Source organism: Rhodoferax sp. EU05-FHT12H12, assembly GCF_058791215.1.
The window spans coordinates 822,924-841,037 of the sequence record NZ_JBYTDI010000001.1; the positions used below are offsets into that span (position 1 = coordinate 822,924).

Sequence of the window (18,114 nt, forward strand, 5' to 3'; positions counted from 1 at the left end):
ACCCGCATGGACAGCACCCGCATCGACAAATGGCTTTGGGCCGCGCGCTTTTTCAAAACCCGCTCCCTGGCCACCGACGAGGTGAACAAGGGCCACGTGCAGATGGCGCAACACGACATCAAACCCTCCAAGGACATCCGGGTGGGGGATGTGTTGACCATCTGGCAAGCCAAAGTGCCACGCACCGTGGTCGTCAAAGGGGTCAGTGACCAGCGCGGCCCAGCATCTGTGGCGCAACAGCTGTACGAAGAGACGCCCGAGAGCATTGCCAAACGAGCCAACATGGCCGAACACAAGCGCCTGGCCGCCGAACCGGCCCACACCATCGAACACGGCCGCCCCACCAAGCGGGACCGCCGTGCGCTGGACAAAGGCTGGGGTGACCGCTGGAGCGCATCGGTGGACTAAGCCCCCCGCTCCACCGCTGCGCGGGGCGCTGCCCCCAGGGGCGCGTTTCCTTTGCAGGGCTGAGCGCCAGGCGGTTCAAAGCCGCGTGGGGCGGCCCGGCACTGAAACCCTCTGCAGGGTCTTGGCTTGGGGTTTGCGGCGATAATCGAGAGGTACGCCTGCCATCGGCACGGCCTTGTTGGACCGCTCTTTTGAAAGTACCTTGCGCATGACCGCCTTCTCCCCCGTCCCCATTTCCCCGGTTGAAGACATCGTCGCCGACATGCGCGCAGGCCGCATGGTCATCCTGGTGGACGAGGAAGACCGTGAAAACGAAGGCGATCTGGTCCTGGCGGCCGACCACGTCACCCCCGAGGCCATCAACTTCATGGCCAAATTTGGCCGCGGCCTTATCTGTCTGACCCTGACCCGCGAACGCTGCGAGTTGCTCAAGCTGCCCCCCATGGCCACGCGCAATGGCACCAAACACAGCACCGCGTTCACCGTCTCCATTGAAGCCGCCGAAGGCGTGACCACCGGCATCTCCGCCGCTGACCGCGCCCGCACGGTGCAGGCCGCCGTCGCCAAAAACGCCGTGGCCAACGACCTGGTGCAACCCGGCCACATCTTCCCCTTGCAAGCAGTCGACGGCGGCGTGCTCATGCGCGCCGGCCACACCGAAGCCGGTTGCGACCTGTCCGCCATGGCCGGCTGCACGCCCGCTGCCGTGATCTGCGAGATCATGAAGGACGACGGCACCATGGCCCGCCTGCCCGACTTGCAGCTGTTTGCCGCCGAGCACGGACTGAAAATCGGCACCATTGCCGACCTGATCGAACACCGCAGCCGCAACGAATCGCTGATCGAAAAGCTGGGCGTGCGCCCCATGCAAACGGCTTACGGCGAGTTCAGTGCCCACGCCTTCCGCGATACCACCGGCCAGGGCGTGCACCTGGCCCTGGTCAAGGGCAGCTGGACCGCCGACACCGTGGTGCCGGCCCGTGTGCACGAACCGCTGTCGGTGCTGGACGCGCTGGAAATCAACCGCTCCATGCACAGCTGGAGCCTGGACACCGCGCTGGCCCACATTGCCAAAGAGGGCAAAGGCGTGCTGGTACTGCTGAACTGCGGCGAAACCGGCGAACAGCTGCTGGCCCAGTTTGAAGGTACCGCCCGTGCATCGCAAGCGCCCGAGCGTGGCCGCATCGACCTGCGCACCTACGGCATTGGCGCCCAGATCCTGCTGCAATGTGGCGTGCACAAGGTGCAACTGATGGGCAGCCCGCGCCGCATGCCCAGCGTGACTGGCTATGGCCTGGAAATCACCGGTTACATCTGCAAGTAAACAACCACATAACCTTGCGGGACAGATCTTTAGCGCTGTCCGCAACTTGAAAGGACTCTGACTATGTTTGGCGCAGACAAAGGCACCACCACCGAAGACCGCTTGAACGGCAAAAAACTCTCCATCGGCATCGTGCAGGCGCGTTTCAACGCCAGCGTGACCGACGCGCTGGCCGCCGCCTGCAAATCCGAACTGCTCGCCCTGGGCGTGGCCGACAAAGACATTGACCATGTGACCGTGCCCGGCGCGCTGGAGGTGCCCGTGGCCCTGCAAGCCATGGCCGAAAAAGGCAAGTACGACGCGCTGGTGGCCCTGGGCTGCATCATCCGCGGCGAGACCTACCATTTCGAACTCGTGGCCAATGAGTCCGGCTCCGCTGTCACGCGCGTGGCGCTGGACTACCAGTTGCCCATCGCCAACGCTATCCTGACCACCGAAGACATGCCCCAGGCGATTGCCCGCCAGGACGAAAAAGGCCGCGATGCGGCCCGTGTAGCCGTCGAAATGGCCAACCTTCTGGAAAGTATTTGATGAGCGACACCCCTTCCTCTGCCACCAAGCGCCCTCCCCGCCAGTCCCGCACCGGGCTCACAGCCACGGGTGCCCGCAAGGCCGCCGGAAAATCCAACCGCACGCGGGCCCGCGAGTTTGCCCTGCAAGGCCTCTACCAAAGCCTGGTGGGCCGCAATGCCGTAGACGACATCGACCCGTTCACGCGCGACCTGGCGGGATTCAACAAGGCGGACGCAGCCCACTTTGACGCCTTGCTGCACGGCTGTGTGGCGCAAGGCGAAGCCATCGATGCGCTGATCGCTCCGCTGCTGGACCGCCCCTGGAGCGAGATTTCACCCGTGGAACACGCCGTGATGTGGATCGGTGTGTATGAGTTTCAGCACTGCCTGGATGTGCCCTGGCGCGTGGTGCTCAACGAGTGTGTGGAGCTGGCCAAGGAGTTTGGCGGTACCGATGGCCACAAGTACGTGAACGGCGTGCTCAACGGCGTGGCGCCCAGCCTGCGCGCCGCCGAAGTGGAAGCCGACAAGGCCAAGAAACCCCGCAAGGCCTGACGTCCGCAAGCCCATGCAGATTTCTTCCCGCGCACAAAACATCGAACCGTTTTATGTGATGGAGGTAGCCAAGGCTGCTTCCGCCCTGGGTGCCCAGGTGGCACACACCGACGCGCCCATGGTGTTTCTGAACATCGGCGAGCCCGACTTCACGGCCCCACCGCTGGTGCAAGAGGCAGCCGAGCGCGCGGTGCGCAACGGCCACTCCCAGTACACCCCCGCCTTGGGCCTGCCGCAGCTGCGCGAGCGCATCAGCGCCTGGTATGCCAGCCGCTTTGGCGTGCAGGTGCCGGCCAGCCGCATTGTGGTGACCGCCGGTGCGTCGGCGGCGCTGCACCTGGCTTGCATGGCCCTGATCGAGTCTGGCGACGAAATTTTGATGCCCGACCCCAGCTACCCCTGCAACCGCCACTTTGTGAGTGCGGCCGAGGGCAAGGCCGTGCTGGTCCCCACCACGGCCGCTGAGCGTTTCCAGCTCAGTGCCGCCAAGGTCGAAGCGGCCTGGGGCCCGCGCACGCGCGGCGTGCTGCTGGCCTCTCCCAGTAACCCCACGGGGACCTCCATCCACCCTGACGAACTGCGCCGTATCCACCAGGTGGTGCAGGCACGTGGCGGCATCACGCTGGTGGACGAGATTTACCTGGCACTCAGCCATGACGCCCAGTTTGGCCAAACCGCCTTGGCGCTGGACGACGCCCTCATCAGCATCAACAGCTTCAGCAAGTACTTCAACATGACCGGCTGGCGCCTGGGCTGGATGGTGGTGCCAGAGGTGCTGGTACCCGTGGTGGAGCGCCTGGCGCAAAACCTGTTCATCTGCCCCAGCACCATTGCACAGCACGCGGCGCTGGCCTGTTTTGAAGACGCCAGCATTGCGCTGTATGAACAGCGTCGTGCCGAGTTCAAAGCCCGGCGTGACTACTTCATCCCCGCGCTCAATGCCCTGGGGCTGACCGTGCCGGTGATGCCCGATGGCGCGTTTTACGCCTGGGCCGATTGCTCGGAACTTTGCACAAAGCTGGGCATCAAGGACAGCTGGGACTTCGCCTTCGAGGTGATGAACCGCGCCCACGTGGCCATCACCCCAGGGCGGGACTTTGGCACCGCGCAAACCGCCCAGTTTGTGCGTTTCTCCACCGCCAGCTCCATGAAACAATTGGAAACAGCGATTGCACGCTTGCGTGCGATGCTCTCCACCTGACCACCTGAACCATCCTGATGAACCAAGACCTCTCCATCCTCCATTTGGTCCTCAACGCCAGCATCGTGGTGCAGGCCGTCATGTTGTTGCTGATGCTGGTGTCCATTGCCAGCTGGGCTGCCATCTTCCGCAAGCTGTTTTCGCTGAACCGTGTGAAGGCCCAAAACGAGGCCTTCGAGCGCGAGTTCTGGTCGGGCTCCAGCCTCAACGACCTGTTCAGCGCAGCCAGCAAAAACGCGCAACAGTGCGGCCCCATGGAACGCATTTTTGCCAGCGGCATGCGCGAGTTTCAAAAGCTGCGTGAGCGCCGCGTGGCCGACGTGGGCACACTGATGGACGGCGCCCGCCGTGCCATGCGTGCGAGCTTCCAGCGTGAGATGGACGTGGTGGAGAGCAACCTCTCCTTTCTCGCCTCGGTAGGCTCGGTGTCGCCTTACGTAGGCCTGTTTGGCACCGTGTGGGGCATCATGCACGCCTTCACGGGCCTGGCCTCGCTGCAGCAGGTCACCCTGTCCACCGTGGCCCCCGGCATTGCCGAGGCGCTGGTGGCCACCGCCATTGGCCTGTTTGCCGCCATCCCCGCCGTGGTGGCCTACAACCGCTTCGCGCGGGACCTGGACCGCATTGCCATCCAGCAAGAGACCTTCATCGAAGAGTTCTCCAACATCCTGCAGCGCAACGTGAGCGCACAGGCCTCTGCCCCGGCTACCCGCTAAGCCACCGCCAGGAACACCCCCATGCCCGCAGTAGCCGGACGCGGCCGAGGCCGCCGCACCATCAACGAGATCAACATGGTGCCTTTCATCGACGTGATGCTGGTGCTGCTGATCATCTTCATGGTCACCGCCCCGCTGATCACCCCCAGCATGATCGACCTGCCCAGCGTGGGCAAGGCGTCGCGCCAACCCGACCAGATCATCCAGATCGTCATCGGCAAAGACGACAAGCTGGAGATGAAGGTGAAAGAGCAGACAACGTCCATCGTCCTGAAGGACGTGGCTGCCGCCGTCAAACGTGCGCAGGGCAATGCGCAGGCCACCAAGGATGGCGCCGCCCCCAACTCGGCCGTAGTCATCAGTGCCGACAAGGCCGTGAAATACGAAAGTGTGGTCCAGGTCATGGACACGCTGCAACGCGCGGGCATCCAGCGCGTGGGCCTGTCGGTGCAACTGGCCAACTAACCGCCCATGAGCGCCACCCGCCACCATCTGGAATTTGCGCCGCCCGCCACACCGGGTTTGGTACGCGCCGTGTTGCTGGCCTTGGTGGCCCACCTGGCGCTGGTGGCCGTGCTGGCCATCGGAGTGGCCTGGAAGCGGGAGACGCCCCCGGTAGCCGTAGAAGCAGAACTCTGGGCCAGCGTACCGCAAGAAGCCGCGCCATTAGCCCCTGAGCCAGAACCCGAAGCACCACAGCCCGAGCCAGAGCCCCCATTGCCCGCCCGCCCCGCGCCACCACCGGCACCGCCCGTGGTAGACGCGCCCAAGGCCGCAGACATCGCCTTGGCCAAGGAAAAAGAAAAAGCCAAGTTGCAGAAAGAGAAAGAACTGCAACAGGCCAAGCTGGAGCAGGAGCGCAAAGCGCAGCAAGACAAACTGCAACGCGAGAAACAGGCTGCCGACAAGCTGGCCGCAGAGAAGCTGCGCAAGGAACAGGAAGCCAAAGCCGCCCGCGAAAAAGCAGAGAAGCTGGCCAAAGCGGAGAAAACCGACAAGACCAAAGCCGAGGCACTGGCCAAGCAAAAAGCCGCCAAGGCCGCGGAACTGGCGGCGCAAAAGAACCGCGACGACCAGCTCAAACGCATGGCCGCGCTGGCCGGCGGCGAAACCACAGGCTCAGGCGGCACGGGCACTGCGGCCAAAAGCGCAGGCCCCGGTGCCAGCTACTTTGGGCGGGTGGCAGCGCGTATCAAACCCAATGTCACCTACACCGACATCATTTCGGGCAACCCCGTCACCGAAATTGAAGTCTCGCTGAGCCCCAGCGGCGACATCCTGAGCCGCCGCATCAGCAAGCGCAGCGGCAACAACGCCTGGGACAACGCGGCCCTCAACGCCATCGACAAGACCGAGAAGCTGCCCCTGGACAACGGCAAGGTCTGGTCACCGCTGGTGATCGTGCTGTCGCCGCAAACGCTGCTGGGTCCATAAGACCTCGCAGAGCGCTATTATTTTAATAGCTGCCCACGCAGTACCCACGAGGGCTAGAGGCCAAAAAGGCTTATAAATCGTAGACGATGGCAGCTTTGCCTTGGTAGGCCTGGGCACGCCAGCTGGCCAGGGCCGCATCGCTGGGGAAGAACTTGGCACGCTCGTCCAGATGCAGGTCCACGGCAGCACCGTCCACCTCGCCAGTGGGCGTCAGGCACTGCAGCTGCAGACGCACTGGCAGGCCACGCACCAGCTCGCCCTGCTCCGACATCTCGCGCACCGCCGGAAACTCGCGCACCAAGGCGTGTAAATCCGGCGCACGCTGCTGCCCGTCGAGCTGCACCGCCACCCGCAGAAACTTGCCAAAGCGGCAACGCGCCTGCTCCAGGCTCCACACCTGCTGCAGGACAAAACGCGCCGCAAAACCATTGCGCCCCTGTTGCAGGCGGCCACTCACAATCACCAGGGTGTCGTCCCGCAGCAGCTCACTGTAGGTGGTGAGCAGGGTTTCATCGGCGGTGGTCTCGATGGCGGCGGACTTGTCGTCCAGCGTGAAGATGCCCACCTTGCCGCGGTTGCCGTTGATGACCTTGAAGCCGCTGATGATGCCGGCCAGCACCTGGGGGTCGCGGGTCTCCAGCACCTCTTCAATCGGGCGTTTGGCAAAGCGGCGCACTTCCAGTGCCATCTCGTCAAACAGGTGGCCCGAGAGGTAAAAGCCGACCGCAGACTTCTCTTGCGTCAGCTGCTCGCGCACGCCCCAGGGCAACACCTCCACCAGATCGGGCTCTTGCGTGCTGGACCCATGCGTGTCCTCGCCACCCATGTCAAACAGGCCGTGCTGGTTGGCATTGGCGGCACTGGCGGCCGCAAAGTCGAACGCGCGGTCCATGCTTTCCACCAAGGAAGCACGGTTCAGGTGGATGGAGTCGAAGGCACCGGCCTTGATGAGCGCTTCCACGCAGCGCTTGTTCAGGCGCGTGCGGTCGACGCGGCGGGCAAAGTCAAACAGGCTCTTGAAGGGGCCCGCCTCTTCGGTGGGGCCACGGCCTTCACGCGCGGCCACGATGGCCTGGATGGCCTGCTCGCCCGTGCCCTTGATGGCGCCCAGGCCGTAGCGGATTTCCTTGTTCGAGATGGGCTCAAAGCGGTACACACCGCGGTTGATATTGGGCGGCTCAAAGCTCAGCCCCATCTTTTCGGCATCCTCGAACAGCACCTTCAACTTGTCGGTGTCGTCCATTTCCACCGTCATGTTGGCGCAGAAGAACTCGGCCGCGTAGTGCACCTTGATCCAGGCCGTGTGGTAGGCCAAGAGCGAGTAAGCAGCGGCGTGCGACTTGTTGAAGCCGTAGCCCGCAAACTTCTCCATCAAGTCAAAAACCTCGTCGGCTTTTTCCTCGCTGATGTCGTTCTTGGCCGCACCGGCGCGGAAGATGGCACGGTGCTCGGCCATCTCCTCGGCCTTCTTCTTGCCCATGGCGCGGCGCAGCATGTCGGCACCGCCCAGCGAGTAGCCACCCAAAATCTGGGCGGTCTGCATCACCTGCTCCTGGTAGACCATGATGCCGTAGGTCTCGGACAGCATCTCGGCCACCAGCGGGTGCGGGTACTCAATCACCTCTTTGCCGTGTTTGCGCGCCACAAAGCTGGGGATCAGGTCCATGGGGCCCGGTCGGTACAACGCGTTCAGCGCAATCAGGTCTTCCAGGCGGCTGGGCTTGGCATCCACCAGCATGCGCTGCATGCCCACACTTTCAAACTGGAACACGGCCTCGGTCTTGCCCTCGGAGAACAGGCGGTAGACCTTGGCATCGTTGAGCGGCAGGTTCTCGTAGGCAAAGTTTTCCTGGCCGGGGTGGCGCTTCATGATGAACTCGCGCGCGATCTCCAGGATGGTAAGTGTGGCCAGGCCCAAGAAGTCGAACTTCACCAGGCCAATCGCCTCCACGTCGTCCTTGTCGTACTGGCTCACGGCCGACTCGCTGCCGGGCTGCTGGTAGAGCGGGCAAAAATCGGTCAGCTTGCCGGGGGCAATCAGCACGCCCCCGGCGTGCATGCCGATGTTGCGGGTCATGCCCTCCAACTTGCGGGCCAGCTCCAGCAGGGTCTTGACGTCTTCTTCTTTCTCTTCGCGCTCGGCCAGAATCGGCTCCGCCTCGGTGGCGTAGACGTACTTGTCGTTCTTCTTGCCATCCGCGGGCGGCAGCTGCAGCGTGACGTTGGTGCCCGGCTTGTTGGGAATGAGCTTGCTGATGCCATCGCAAAAGGTGTAGCTCATGTCCAGCACCCGTCCCACGTCGCGCACCACGCCACGTGCGGCCATGGTGCCGAAGGTGGCAATCTGGCTCACGGCGTCTTTGCCGTATTTGTCCTTCACATAGTCGATCACCAGGTTGCGGTTGGTCTGGCAAAAGTCGATGTCGAAGTCGGGCATGGACACCCGCTCGGGGTTCAGAAAACGCTCGAACAGCAGGTTGTATTGCAGCGGGTCCAGGTCGGTGATCTTGAGCGCATACGCCACCAAACTGCCGGCACCCGAGCCCCGGCCCGGCCCCACCGGGCAGCCGTTGTTCTTGGCCCAGTTGATGAAGTCGCCCACGATCAGAAAGTAACCCGGAAACCCCATCTTCAAAATGGTGGCCAGCTCGAACTCCAGGCGCTCCACATACCGCGGCATCTGCGCCTCGCGTGCGTCCGCCTTGGGGTAGAGGTGCAACATGCGCTCCTTCAGCCCTTCAAAGGACGCGTAGCGGAAATACTCCTCTGGCGACATGCGCTGGCCATTGACCTCTGGCGTGGGGAACACCGGCAGCTGCGGCTTGCCCAGCACCAGCGTCAGGCTGCAGCGTTTGGCAATCTCCAGCGTGTTGGCAATGGCCGAGGGGATGTCGGCAAACAGCGCCTCCATCTGCGCCGCGCTCTTGAAATACTGTTCGCGTGTGAAGCGGCGCACCCGTTTGGGGTTGCTCAGGATCTCGCCATCGGCAATACACACACGCGCCTCGTGCGCCTCAAAGTCGTCGGGCTCGGTGAACTGGATAGGGTGTGTGGCCACCACCGGCAGCATCATGCGGGCGGCCAGCTGCACCGTGGCCACCACGTGGGCCTCGTCATCGGTGCGGCCTGCACGCTGCACCTCCAGGTAAAAGCGGTGCGGGAACACACCGGCCAGTTGCATGGCGGCCTCGTAGGCGCGGGCCGTGTCACCCTGCACCAGCGCCTGGCCCACCGGGCCGGCCTGCGCACCGGCCAGGCAGATCAGGCCCTCGTTGAGTTCTTTCAACCAGGCCATCTTGACCACGGCCTGGTTCTTCACCACGTTTTGCGTAAACGCGCGCGCAATCAGCTCCGAGATGTTCAGGTAACCCTGCTTGTTCTGCACCAGCACAATGATGCGCGACAGTGCAGCGGGGTCGCCGCCCAGGCCTTCGATGATGACTTCGGCCCCAATCAGCGGCTTGACGCCCCTGCCCCGGCCTTCCTTGTAAAACTTGATGGCGCCGAACAGGTTGTTCAGGTCAGTAATGGCCATGGCCGGCTGGCCATCCTTGGCTGCGGCCTTGACCACCTCGTCAATGCGGTTGGTGGAATCCACCACGGAAAATTCGGTGTGCAGGCGCAGGTGTACAAACATGGCTTGATTGTAGTTTTGCCACCGCAGCAAGCCGGTCTCCGGGGCGGGCCTTGCGCCACAATCGGGCCGCAGGAGGCAAAATAAGCGGGAACACCCGCCTCGACCCGATTTGGAGCAAGAAACATGGCGACATCCGCCTTTCGACCGCACGGTACTGCCCTGGTAGAACTGTCCGACGCCATCCTGACGGTCCACATGCGCGGCGACTGGAATGCCGAAATGCGCAGCCAGACCGCCCAACAAATGCGGCAATATGCCCCGGCCCTGAATGCGGCCGGCCCCTGGGCCATCTGCAACATCTTGCATGACACCCTGGTCTACAGCGAAGCGCTGTACACCAGTGCCCGCCAGGACTACGCATCTCGCCCGGCTGACTCACGCCTGCGGGCCGTTGCGTTTGTGATTGCCCCCACGGTGGAAGGCGCCAGCTTGCTCACCCCCCGTTTTGAGACCCTGCTGGACGGCGTGGTAGACGCCCGGGTGTTTGTCGACCCCGAGGGCGCACGCCTGTGGCTGCTGCAGCAATTGGGCCGCGCCTGACAATCTTAAAATCAGGGGGTGAACACCATCCTGAACATCTCCACCTACAAATTTGTCCCCATCAGCGATGCGCCTGCGCTGCGCGAGCTGCTGCTGCAGCGCGCACTGGACCGCCAGCTCAAAGGCACCATCCTGCTGGCCGAAGAGGGCATCAACATGTTCCTGGCCGGCCCGGCCGATGATGTGCGCGGCTTTGTGACCCAGTTGCACACCGATCCCCGCTTTGCCGACATCGCGCCCAAAGAGAGCTGGTCTGACACGCAGCCCTTCAAGAAGATGCTGGTCAAGGTCAAGGGTGAAATCATCCGCATGAACCACCCCACCATCAAACCCGCCGATGGCCGCGCCCCCGCCGTGGCGCCTGCCACCGTCAAGCGCTGGCTGGACCAGGGCTTTGACGACAACGGCCGGCCGGTGGTGACGCTGGACACCCGCAATGACTTTGAGGTGGACGAAGGCACGTTCGACGGCGCCATTGACTGGCGCATCACCAAGTTCACCGAGTTTCCCGATGCGCTGCGCAGCCACCTGGACGACCTGAAAGACAAAACCGTGGTGAGCTTTTGCACCGGCGGCATCCGCTGCGAAAAAGCCGCCATCCTGATGCGTGAAGAGGGGCTGGAGCACGTCTACCAGCTCGAAGGCGGCATCCTCAAGTACTTTGAGGAAACCGATGGCAGCCACTACCACGGCGGCTGTTTTGTGTTTGACGAGCGCCGCGCCCTGGGCGCCGACCTGCACACCGTGGGTCTGCAGGCCGAACCTTCGGCCTCCTGAAGCCGCTAGCGCTGGGTCACCAGCGGCTTGTCCACCAGCCCGGCCCGGGGCATCCAGTCAAACACCGAATCCACCGTCACGGTCTCGATCTTGTCCGCATACCGCTTCACATCGGGGTGGTCGTCAAACGCCACATTGGCCTTGGTCATGCGCGCGCCCAGGCGCGTCAGCGCCGTGATGGTCAGCGTGCTGGGCTGGTAGTCCTGCTGCTTGAGCCAGGCCTGGGCCTGGGGCCGGTCCAGCACCGGGGCCTTGCTGCCCGCGGTCACCGCCAGAGCCAATGTTTCAATCGCCCACTGGTTGGATTGCTGGTATTTCTGCGCCCACGGGTAGCTCACCATGTTGTAGGGCTTGTGGTGCAACTGCAGAACCTGTTTTTCGTCCAACAACAAGGCCAGCAGGCGCTTTTGCACCGCCTCGGTAGGCACCAGCCAGGCCGCCTCGTAGCGCCACAGGTCATCCATGAAAAAGTCGCCCAGACCCTGGCGGTAGATGGCGGATTCGGCCGTGCCGCACTGGTTGAGCTTGTGCAACACGCGCCACACCTGGCCGCCCTGCCCGTCGGGCTGCTGGTAGACAAAGCCCAGATGCGAGTAACGGATGCCGTACTTGCTCAGGTCTTGACCGGCGCGGGCCATCACCACCACCTTGGCGCCACTGGCATCCAGCGTGTTCAGCGTGCTGAGGGCCAAGCCCATTGCGCGCTCCAGCGTTTCGGCCTTCAGGGCCTGGGGCTCGTTGCAAGGGCGTCCGGCATGCGCCGGGGCCAGCAGCGCCAAGCACAGCAGGGCTGCAGCAGCCGCGCCAAAACCCTGGCGATTCATTGGCTCACGCGCTCGTTGTGCAGCAGCGCCTTGCCAATTTCATTGGGAATAAACGCAATGACGGTGCCTGCCACCGACAGCACCACACCGGCACCAATCACACTCACGGTCACCACGGTACCGACGGCGGTGGACACACCGCTGGCCGCCTTGCCTGACGCCTCCACGCTGACACGTGCGCCGTCAGACACCCGCTCCAGCAAATACACCGTGCCCTTGGCCGAGGCTTCCACCCCCTTAACCACCAACACCGCACCGGCCGTGGACAAGGCCACCGGCACCGCCACCACCGCCCCTGCACTGGCCCCCACCACCGAGGCCACAGGCATGGTGGACAAGGCGCTAAAGGCCGATACGTCGGTCTGCGCTTGGGCATAAAAAGGGGCTGCAGCGCCCATGGATATTGCGCAAGCAGCTAGCAAAGAGATAGCACGACGGTGTTGCATAAAAGCATAGACCTCGGGTTGTCGGCAAAAGTGCCGGCGCCATCTTAGCAAGCCGGATGCAAAAAAAACCCAGGCAGGTGCCGCAGCACACTGCCTGGGTTTTACTGGGAGCCGTCGCCCGCTCAGGCGCGCTTGCCTGCCAGTGCGGCAATACGCTCGCCGTACTTGCGTGCGGTTTCCAGGTCACCGGCATTCATCTCGTCGGCGCTGGCGTCGCCCGGGGTCTGGGCAATGGGGCCGGCGTTGGACGCCATGTAATTCACATCGGCGCGTTGCGAACCCTTGTGGTTGTTGTAGGCCATGCCCGTGCCGGCCCACAAGCCGCCGTGCTGCATGGCCAGGGTCATGAAGTAATGCAAGGTGGAGTGCTTGTCGCCGTCCACGTTGGCGCTGTTGGTGAAGCCACCAAACACCTTGTCTTTCCAGGCCTGCACATACCAGGGCTTGCTGGAAGCGTCGGCAAACTTCTTGAACTGCCAGCTCACGCTGCCCATGTAGGTGGGCGAGCCGAAGATGATCGCGTCAGCCGCGGCCAAAATGTCCCAGGCCGCTTCGGGCACATTGCCTTCGGCGTCGATGGTGATCAGGTCCGCACCCGCGCCCTGCGCCACCGACTGCGCCATGCGCTGGGTGTGACCGTAACCGGAATGGAATACCACTGCTACTTTTGCCATGTCAAAGCTCCTTGAAAAAGGTGAAGGTTAAGGCGAACAAAAAGACCCGCCACCAGCGGGTCCAAGGGAGATCAGTTAGCGCGTTTGGCGTCCAGGCTCAGGGCACCGGGGCCAAAAGCGGTCAGCATGAGCAAACCACCGGCGATGGCGATGTTCTTCATGAACATGATTTGCTGCATTTGTGCGGCCTCTGGGGCGGCGGCCCAGAAAGCGTGGAAGAACACCCCGGCAACCACCGTGAACGCCGCCAGCACCAGCGCTGCAATGCGGGTCTGGAAGCCCAGCAACAGCGCGATGCCGCCGCCCGCCTCGGCCACGATCGCCAGCACCGCGCCGACGATAGGCAGCGGCAGGCCGACCGAGCCGATGTAGCCCACGGTACCGGCAAAACCGGCAATCTTGCTGATGCCGGCGGGCACAAACAGGGCTGCCAGCAGAACGCGGGCCACCAGGGCCAGGGGGTTTTGGAATTTGTCAAACATGGGGATCTCCTTCGTTGGTTAAAAAACTAAAAATCAGGCTTGCAGGTCAAACACCAGCACCTCGGCACCGCTGCCCTGGGCCAGGGTGAGGCGGCTTTCGCCCTCCAGCAGCGCGGCATCGCCGGTGCTGAGTGCGGTGCCATTCACATCCACCCCGCCGCGCAGCACCTGCACATAGGCCTTGCGGGTGGGGTCCAGGGTCAGTTCGGCGGCTTGTTCGCCGTCAAACAGGCCGCTGTAGAGTTTGGCATCGGCGTGGATCAACACACTGTCCTCAGCGCCGTCGGGGGAGGCTACCAGCTGCAGCCGTCCTTGCTTCCCGGCAGAATCAAAACTCTTCTGCTCATAGCTGGGCGGAATGCCGCGCACATTGGGTTCAATCCAGATCTGGAAGAAGTGTGTGGTCTCGCCCTGGGCGTGGTTGAACTCACTGTGCTGCACGCCGCTGCCCGCGCTCATGCGCTGCACATCACCGGGCGGAATGCCCTTGATGTTGCCCATGCTGTCCTTGTGCGCCAGGTTGCCCGACATCACGTAGCTGATGATTTCCATGTCGCGGTGGCCGTGGGTGCCAAAGCCGGTGCCGGGGGCAATGCGGTCTTCGTTGATGACGCGCAGATTGCCCCAGCCCATGTGGGCAGGGTCGTAATAACCGGCGAACGAAAAGCTGTGGAACGACTTGAGCCAGCCATGGTCGGCATGGCCGCGGTCCTGGGATTTGCGTAAGGTCAACATAGCGATGTCCTTTCTGGATGTGTCTTGTTGATGGGTTGAACTTTAGGCTCCGACAAGGCCTTTTCCATCCATGCTGTTTGATGGCATCATTCAAACCAATTCAACTTAAATGCCCGCTTCATGCAAAACGCCCGCGACTTTTTGACGCCCGACGCCCTCTCCATGCTGCAGACCATTGCGGTTGCGGGCAGTTTTGCCGCCGCGGCGCGTGAAATGGGCATGGTGCCCAGCGCGCTGACCTACCGCGTGCGGCAAATCGAAGACGCGCTGGACGTGCTGCTGTACGACCGCAGCTCCCGCCAGGCCAAACTCACCGAGGCCGGGGCCGAGCTGCTGCGCGAAGGCGCGCGCCTGCTGGAAGAAATTGACGCGGTGGCGAATCGCGTCAAACGTGTGGCCACGGGCTGGGAGCCGCAGCTCACCATCGCCATCGACACCGTCATTTCCAAGCCCACCATGATGGAGCTGTGTGAGAGTTTTTTCAGCCAGTCGCCCCCCACGCGCATCCGCCTGCGCGAAGAAACCCTCTCGGGCACGCTCGAAGCCCTGACCCGCGGCCAGGCCGACCTGGCCATTGGTGTGGGCCCGGACTCGGCGCGCACGGCCGGCGTGCACAGCAAGCCACTGGGCCACATCACCTTTGTCTATGCCGTGGCGCCGCACCACCCGCTGGCCAACGCACCGGAACCGCTCAGCGACGAGGTGATCCAGAAACACCGTGCCGTGGCCGTGGCCGACTCCATCAGCCGCGGTGCGGGCCAAACCTTTGGCCTGCTGAGCGGGCAAGACGTGTTCACCGTGCCCACCATGCAGGCCAAGCTGGACGCGCAACTGCGTGGCCTGGGCGGCGGCAACCTGCCACGCTGCATGGCCGACAGCTACATCGACACCGGCCGCCTGGTCGTCAAGCGCACCGAACGCGCCCAGCGCCAGGTGCCCCTGCACTACGCCTGGCGCCTGAGCAAAACCACCCAGCAAGGCCGCGCCCTGCAATGGTGGCTGAGCCAGCTGGAAAGCCCGGCCACGCGCAACGCGCTGCTCGAAGAACACCGCAGCGCGTAAGCCCGCAGGGCCCGGCCAGCGTGTATAAAGAGACCACTACAACTATTGGAGATTGCGCCCATGACCCAACCCAAAAACATCGCCATCGTGGGCGCCGGCATGGCCGCCATCACCTGCGCACGCACGCTGGTGCAGGCAGGCCACCGGGTGACGGTGTTTGAAAAAAGCCGAGGGCTGGGCGGTCGCATGTCCACACGCGACAGCGACTTTGGCACCTTTGACCACGGCGCGCAGTACTTCACGGTGCGTGACGAACGTTTTGCGCTGGCCCTGCAAACCACCGCCGGCCTGTGCCGCCCCTGGAGCGCCAACACCGTGCGCGTGCTCGATTCGCATGGCCGCGTGGCCGCTGCCGGCCTGCCCGCACGCGAGCCGCACTGGGTGCCGTCGCCCGGCATGAACGCCCTGGTGCGCGCCTGGGCCCAACCGCTGGCAGACGCTGGTCGTGTGGAGCTCAACACCCGGGTCATGCGCATCGCCCCCGATGCCCTGAACAAACAACAATGGGAATTGCACACCACCGGTGCCGACGACAGCAGCCACGTCTACAGCGGCTTTGATACCGTGGTGCTGGCCATCCCGCACCCGCAAGCCCAGGCCCTGCTGGCCACCACCCCCAAGGGCGACGCGCTGGCCAAAAAGACGGCCAAGGTGTCGGTGGCCCCGTGCTGGACGCTGATGCTGGCTTTCCCCCAAGCCGTGCAGCCCGGCCTCACCACGCTGGGGCCCCAGTGGAACGCTGCACGCAGCACCCACCACCGCATTGCCTGGCTCACGCGTGAATCCAGCAAACCCGGCCGCGGCCGCGTGGAGCGCTGGACCGTGCAGGCCAGCGCGGCGTGGTCGCAAGAGCACCTGAACGACAACCCGGCCCGCGTGCAGGCCAAGCTGATCAAGGCCTTCGCCGAGATCACCGGCATCCGCGCCGAACCGGCCCACGCCGATGTGCACCGCTGGATGTACGCCAAGACCGAACAGCCCCTGGGCCACAGCCACCTGCTGGACGCCAAGGCCGGCTTGGGGGTGTGTGGCGACTGGTGCCTGGGCCACCGCGTGGAAGATGCGTTTGTGTCCGGTTTGGAGCTGGCACTGGCAATCTAGCCCCCACGCTCCGCCGCTGCGCGGGTCGCTGCCCCCAAGGGGGCCTTCGCGCCTTGGGGCGGCCCGGCGGCGCTCACGCCATTTTTTATCCCCATGTACCGAGGTCGCTTTGCCCCCTCCCCCACGGGCCCGCTGCATGCGGGCTCGCTGGTGGCTGCGCTGGCCAGTTGGCTGGACGCACGCGCCCACGGCGGGCAGTGGCTGGTGCGCATCGAAGATGTGGACACGCCCCGCTGTGTGCCTGGTGCCGACCACACCATCCTGCAACAGCTGGCCGCCTGCGGCCTGCACCCCGATGCGCCGGCCGAGTGGCAAAGCCAGCGCGGCGCGCGCTACCAGCAGGCGCTGGACCAGCTGGTGAACGCTGAACTGGCGTACCCCTGCGCCTGCTCGCGCAAAGACATTGAACAGGCACTGGCCGCACGGGGCGACGGCAAGCCACGCCATGGCGAACTGGTCTACCCCGGCACCTGCAGGCCCGAGCGCGGCGGCCTGCACGGCAAGCCCGGCCGCGCCTGGCGCCTGCGCACCGACACTGCCATTTTTAAGTCAAATTGGCCTATAGCCCGCATAAATGCTGCGCCAACAGCTCCTGAAACCATAGCGCCAGAAAGCACAACACTGCACTGGACGGATCGCCGCCTGGGCCCGCAAAGTCAGGACGTGGCGCAGGCGGTGGGCGACTTTGTGCTCAAGCGGGCCGATGGGCTGTGGGCCTACCAGCTGGCCGTGGTGGTGGACGACGCGGCGCAAGGCATTAGCCATGTGGTGCGCGGCGAAGACCTGGCCGACAACACCGCGCGGCAAATCGGCCTGCAGCGCGCCCTGGGCCTGCCCACCCCCCACTACCTGCACACCCCGCTGGTGCTGGGCCCCAACGGCGAAAAGCTCAGCAAGCAAAACGGCGCACAGGCGCTGGACACCTCACACCCGCTGGACACGCTGAACCGCGCCGCGCACACCCTGGGCCTGCCACCGCAGACAGGCGCTGTTGCCGACGCGCTGGCGCGCTGGACTGCGCACTGGTTGCACAGCCGCCTCACCACTTGGGCGTAATGCGCTCACCAGGCATCAGGTCGTAAGGGGCCGCCCAACCGGGCAGCGCCTTCATGCGCTGCGCCCACGCACCCACATGGGGGTAGCGGGTGTGCAGGTCCAGGCCGTTTTCTTCCTCGGGGTAAAACGCATAGCCGCACATCGAGAAATCGGCAATGGTGGGCGCGCTGCCCACCATAAAAAGCGTGTGGGCCAGATGCTTGTTGGCGATGTCGAAGGCCGCTTCCAGCCGCCCCTTGAGCCACGCCATCACGGCCGGCTCGGGGGCCACCGGGCCGAACGATTTGCTGAAGCGATAACTTGCGAAATAACTGGTGAACTTGTGGTTGTCAAACAGCAGCCAGCGCAGCACTTCCAGTTTCTCCTCGGGTGTATTGCCGCCAAAGGCCCCGTGCTTCTCGGCCAGGTAGGTCAGGATGGCACCAGACTGCGTGATGCGGCGTGCACCGTCCTCCAGGATCGGGGCCTCTCCCATGGGGTTGGTGGACTCGCGCCAGGCTGGGTCGCGCGAAGCGCCGTTCATGAAATCCAGAAACACCGGTTCATAGGGCTGGTTCAGGGCGCGCAGCAAAAAAGCCACCTTGAAACTATTGCCCGACTGGGCGAAGCAATGCAGTTTGTACATTTGGA

Annotated in this window: 20 protein-coding genes; 13 read left to right on the forward strand and 7 right to left on the reverse strand. The window is 64.0% G+C overall.

The features are described from left to right. Nucleotides 1-6: 6 nt before the first annotated feature. The 8 genes from AC3WS7_RS03825 (at nucleotide 7) to tolA (ending at nucleotide 6,150) form a co-directional block, all read left to right on the forward strand. Nucleotides 7-408 carry an RNA-binding S4 domain-containing protein gene (locus tag AC3WS7_RS03825; protein WP_296469778.1) on the forward strand — a complete coding sequence of 134 codons (402 nt, stop codon included), beginning with the start codon at nucleotides 7-9 and terminating at the stop codon, nucleotides 406-408. Between the two features lie 208 nt (nucleotides 409-616). Continuing rightward, nucleotides 617-1,732 (forward strand): bifunctional 3,4-dihydroxy-2-butanone-4-phosphate synthase/GTP cyclohydrolase II, encoded by a 1,116-nt coding sequence (ribBA, locus tag AC3WS7_RS03830; protein ID WP_296469782.1) that lies wholly within the window; start codon nucleotides 617-619, stop codon nucleotides 1,730-1,732. A gap of 63 nt (nucleotides 1,733-1,795) precedes the next feature. Beyond that, nucleotides 1,796-2,263: a 6,7-dimethyl-8-ribityllumazine synthase gene (gene ribH / locus AC3WS7_RS03835; protein ID WP_296469785.1), complete on the forward strand. Its 468-nt coding sequence runs from the start codon at nucleotides 1,796-1,798 to the stop codon at nucleotides 2,261-2,263. Then, nucleotides 2,263-2,799, forward strand: coding sequence for a transcription antitermination factor NusB (gene nusB, locus AC3WS7_RS03840; protein ID WP_296469787.1), 537 nt, complete (start codon nucleotides 2,263-2,265; stop codon nucleotides 2,797-2,799). The genes ribH and nusB overlap by 1 nt, the downstream gene beginning before the upstream one ends. A gap of 13 nt (nucleotides 2,800-2,812) precedes the next feature. Beyond that, complete coding sequence (locus tag AC3WS7_RS03845; protein ID WP_296469790.1) at nucleotides 2,813-4,000, forward strand: pyridoxal phosphate-dependent aminotransferase; 1,188 nt, start codon at nucleotides 2,813-2,815, stop codon at nucleotides 3,998-4,000. Between the two features lie 14 nt (nucleotides 4,001-4,014). Next, complete coding sequence (tolQ, locus tag AC3WS7_RS03850) at nucleotides 4,015-4,716, forward strand: protein TolQ (RefSeq protein WP_296469973.1); 702 nt, start codon at nucleotides 4,015-4,017, stop codon at nucleotides 4,714-4,716. A 21-nt stretch (nucleotides 4,717-4,737) separates the two neighbouring features. After that, the gene (locus tag AC3WS7_RS03855; protein WP_296469792.1) at nucleotides 4,738-5,181 is read left to right on the forward strand and encodes an ExbD/TolR family protein; all 444 of its coding nucleotides are present in this window, start codon (nucleotides 4,738-4,740) and stop codon (nucleotides 5,179-5,181) included. Between the two features lie 6 nt (nucleotides 5,182-5,187). Then, entirely contained in the window at nucleotides 5,188-6,150 is a 963-nt protein-coding gene (gene tolA, locus AC3WS7_RS03860) for a cell envelope integrity protein TolA (protein ID WP_296469795.1), read from the forward strand. 70 nt (nucleotides 6,151-6,220) lie between these two features. Here the strand turns inward: tolA and dnaE are convergent, their stop codons facing one another. Beyond that, nucleotides 6,221-9,787 carry a DNA polymerase III subunit alpha gene (gene dnaE, locus AC3WS7_RS03865; RefSeq protein ID WP_492655423.1) on the reverse strand — a complete coding sequence of 1,189 codons (3,567 nt, stop codon included), beginning with the start codon at nucleotides 9,785-9,787 and terminating at the stop codon, nucleotides 6,221-6,223. Nucleotides 9,788-9,910: 123 nt separating this feature from the next. On the opposite strand from dnaE, the gene AC3WS7_RS03870 reads away from it, so the two are divergent. Continuing rightward, a complete protein-coding gene (locus AC3WS7_RS03870; protein ID WP_296469797.1) occupies nucleotides 9,911-10,327 on the forward strand; it encodes a hypothetical protein in 417 nt (138 codons plus the stop codon). 18 nt (nucleotides 10,328-10,345) lie between these two features. Next, entirely contained in the window at nucleotides 10,346-11,104 is a 759-nt protein-coding gene (locus tag AC3WS7_RS03875) for a sulfurtransferase (protein ID WP_296469799.1), read from the forward strand. 5 nt (nucleotides 11,105-11,109) lie between these two features. Here the strand turns inward: AC3WS7_RS03875 and AC3WS7_RS03880 are convergent, their stop codons facing one another. The 5 genes from AC3WS7_RS03880 to AC3WS7_RS03900 all read right to left on the reverse strand — a co-directional run bounded on the left by AC3WS7_RS03880 (nucleotide 11,110) and on the right by AC3WS7_RS03900 (nucleotide 14,265). Beyond that, entirely contained in the window at nucleotides 11,110-11,928 is an 819-nt protein-coding gene (locus AC3WS7_RS03880) for a DUF2145 domain-containing protein (protein ID WP_492655424.1), read from the reverse strand. Continuing rightward, a complete protein-coding gene (locus AC3WS7_RS03885; RefSeq protein ID WP_492655425.1) occupies nucleotides 11,925-12,326 on the reverse strand; it encodes a hypothetical protein in 402 nt (133 codons plus the stop codon). Before AC3WS7_RS03885 ends, AC3WS7_RS03880 begins: the two co-directional genes overlap by 4 nt. Before the next feature lie 170 nt (nucleotides 12,327-12,496). After that, nucleotides 12,497-13,048 carry a flavodoxin family protein gene (locus AC3WS7_RS03890; protein ID WP_492655426.1) on the reverse strand — a complete coding sequence of 184 codons (552 nt, stop codon included), beginning with the start codon at nucleotides 13,046-13,048 and terminating at the stop codon, nucleotides 12,497-12,499. A gap of 71 nt (nucleotides 13,049-13,119) precedes the next feature. Beyond that, nucleotides 13,120-13,530 (reverse strand): DoxX family protein, encoded by a 411-nt coding sequence (locus AC3WS7_RS03895; protein WP_296469808.1) that lies wholly within the window; start codon nucleotides 13,528-13,530, stop codon nucleotides 13,120-13,122. Nucleotides 13,531-13,563: 33 nt separating this feature from the next. Continuing rightward, nucleotides 13,564-14,265 carry a pirin family protein gene (locus AC3WS7_RS03900; RefSeq protein ID WP_296469811.1) on the reverse strand — a complete coding sequence of 234 codons (702 nt, stop codon included), beginning with the start codon at nucleotides 14,263-14,265 and terminating at the stop codon, nucleotides 13,564-13,566. Between the two features lie 120 nt (nucleotides 14,266-14,385). On the opposite strand from AC3WS7_RS03900, the gene AC3WS7_RS03905 reads away from it, so the two are divergent. From AC3WS7_RS03905 to gluQRS, 3 genes are all read left to right on the forward strand, one after another. Next, nucleotides 14,386-15,327: a LysR substrate-binding domain-containing protein gene (locus AC3WS7_RS03905; RefSeq protein WP_296469812.1), complete on the forward strand. Its 942-nt coding sequence runs from the start codon at nucleotides 14,386-14,388 to the stop codon at nucleotides 15,325-15,327. A gap of 60 nt (nucleotides 15,328-15,387) precedes the next feature. Beyond that, complete coding sequence (locus AC3WS7_RS03910; RefSeq protein ID WP_296469816.1) at nucleotides 15,388-16,428, forward strand: NAD(P)/FAD-dependent oxidoreductase; 1,041 nt, start codon at nucleotides 15,388-15,390, stop codon at nucleotides 16,426-16,428. Between the two features lie 93 nt (nucleotides 16,429-16,521). Continuing rightward, nucleotides 16,522-17,484, forward strand: coding sequence for a tRNA glutamyl-Q(34) synthetase GluQRS (gene gluQRS, locus AC3WS7_RS03915; RefSeq protein WP_492655427.1), 963 nt, complete (start codon nucleotides 16,522-16,524; stop codon nucleotides 17,482-17,484). On the opposite strand, the gene AC3WS7_RS03920 is transcribed toward gluQRS, so the two are convergent. Beyond that, complete coding sequence (locus AC3WS7_RS03920) at nucleotides 17,468-18,109, reverse strand: glutathione S-transferase family protein (RefSeq protein ID WP_492655428.1); 642 nt, start codon at nucleotides 18,107-18,109, stop codon at nucleotides 17,468-17,470. The genes gluQRS and AC3WS7_RS03920 overlap by 17 nt on opposite strands. Between the last annotated feature and the right edge of the window lie 5 nt (nucleotides 18,110-18,114).

Coding starts and splice junctions, on each gene's coding strand:
- nusB (WP_296469787.1), top strand. CDS start 2,263: ATGAGCGACACCCCTTCCTCTGCCACCAAGCGCCCTCCCCGCCAGTCC.
- AC3WS7_RS03890 (WP_492655426.1), bottom strand. CDS start 13,048: ATGGCAAAAGTAGCAGTGGTATTCCATTCCGGTTACGGTCACACCCAG.
- tolA (WP_296469795.1), top strand. CDS start 5,188: ATGAGCGCCACCCGCCACCATCTGGAATTTGCGCCGCCCGCCACACCG.
- gluQRS (WP_492655427.1), top strand. CDS start 16,522: ATGTACCGAGGTCGCTTTGCCCCCTCCCCCACGGGCCCGCTGCATGCG.
- AC3WS7_RS03845 (WP_296469790.1), top strand. CDS start 2,813: ATGCAGATTTCTTCCCGCGCACAAAACATCGAACCGTTTTATGTGATG.
- AC3WS7_RS03885 (WP_492655425.1), bottom strand. CDS start 12,326: ATGGGCGCTGCAGCCCCTTTTTATGCCCAAGCGCAGACCGACGTATCG.
- AC3WS7_RS03870 (WP_296469797.1), top strand. CDS start 9,911: ATGGCGACATCCGCCTTTCGACCGCACGGTACTGCCCTGGTAGAACTG.
- AC3WS7_RS03895 (WP_296469808.1), bottom strand. CDS start 13,530: ATGTTTGACAAATTCCAAAACCCCCTGGCCCTGGTGGCCCGCGTTCTG.
- AC3WS7_RS03880 (WP_492655424.1), bottom strand. CDS start 11,928: ATGAATCGCCAGGGTTTTGGCGCGGCTGCTGCAGCCCTGCTGTGCTTG.
- AC3WS7_RS03920 (WP_492655428.1), bottom strand. CDS start 18,109: ATGTACAAACTGCATTGCTTCGCCCAGTCGGGCAATAGTTTCAAGGTG.
- AC3WS7_RS03900 (WP_296469811.1), bottom strand. CDS start 14,265: ATGTTGACCTTACGCAAATCCCAGGACCGCGGCCATGCCGACCATGGC.
- ribBA (WP_296469782.1), top strand. CDS start 617: ATGACCGCCTTCTCCCCCGTCCCCATTTCCCCGGTTGAAGACATCGTC.
- ribH (WP_296469785.1), top strand. CDS start 1,796: ATGTTTGGCGCAGACAAAGGCACCACCACCGAAGACCGCTTGAACGGC.
- AC3WS7_RS03905 (WP_296469812.1), top strand. CDS start 14,386: ATGCAAAACGCCCGCGACTTTTTGACGCCCGACGCCCTCTCCATGCTG.
- dnaE (WP_492655423.1), bottom strand. CDS start 9,787: ATGTTTGTACACCTGCGCCTGCACACCGAATTTTCCGTGGTGGATTCC.
- AC3WS7_RS03910 (WP_296469816.1), top strand. CDS start 15,388: ATGACCCAACCCAAAAACATCGCCATCGTGGGCGCCGGCATGGCCGCC.
- AC3WS7_RS03825 (WP_296469778.1), top strand. CDS start 7: ATGGACAGCACCCGCATCGACAAATGGCTTTGGGCCGCGCGCTTTTTC.
- AC3WS7_RS03855 (WP_296469792.1), top strand. CDS start 4,738: ATGCCCGCAGTAGCCGGACGCGGCCGAGGCCGCCGCACCATCAACGAG.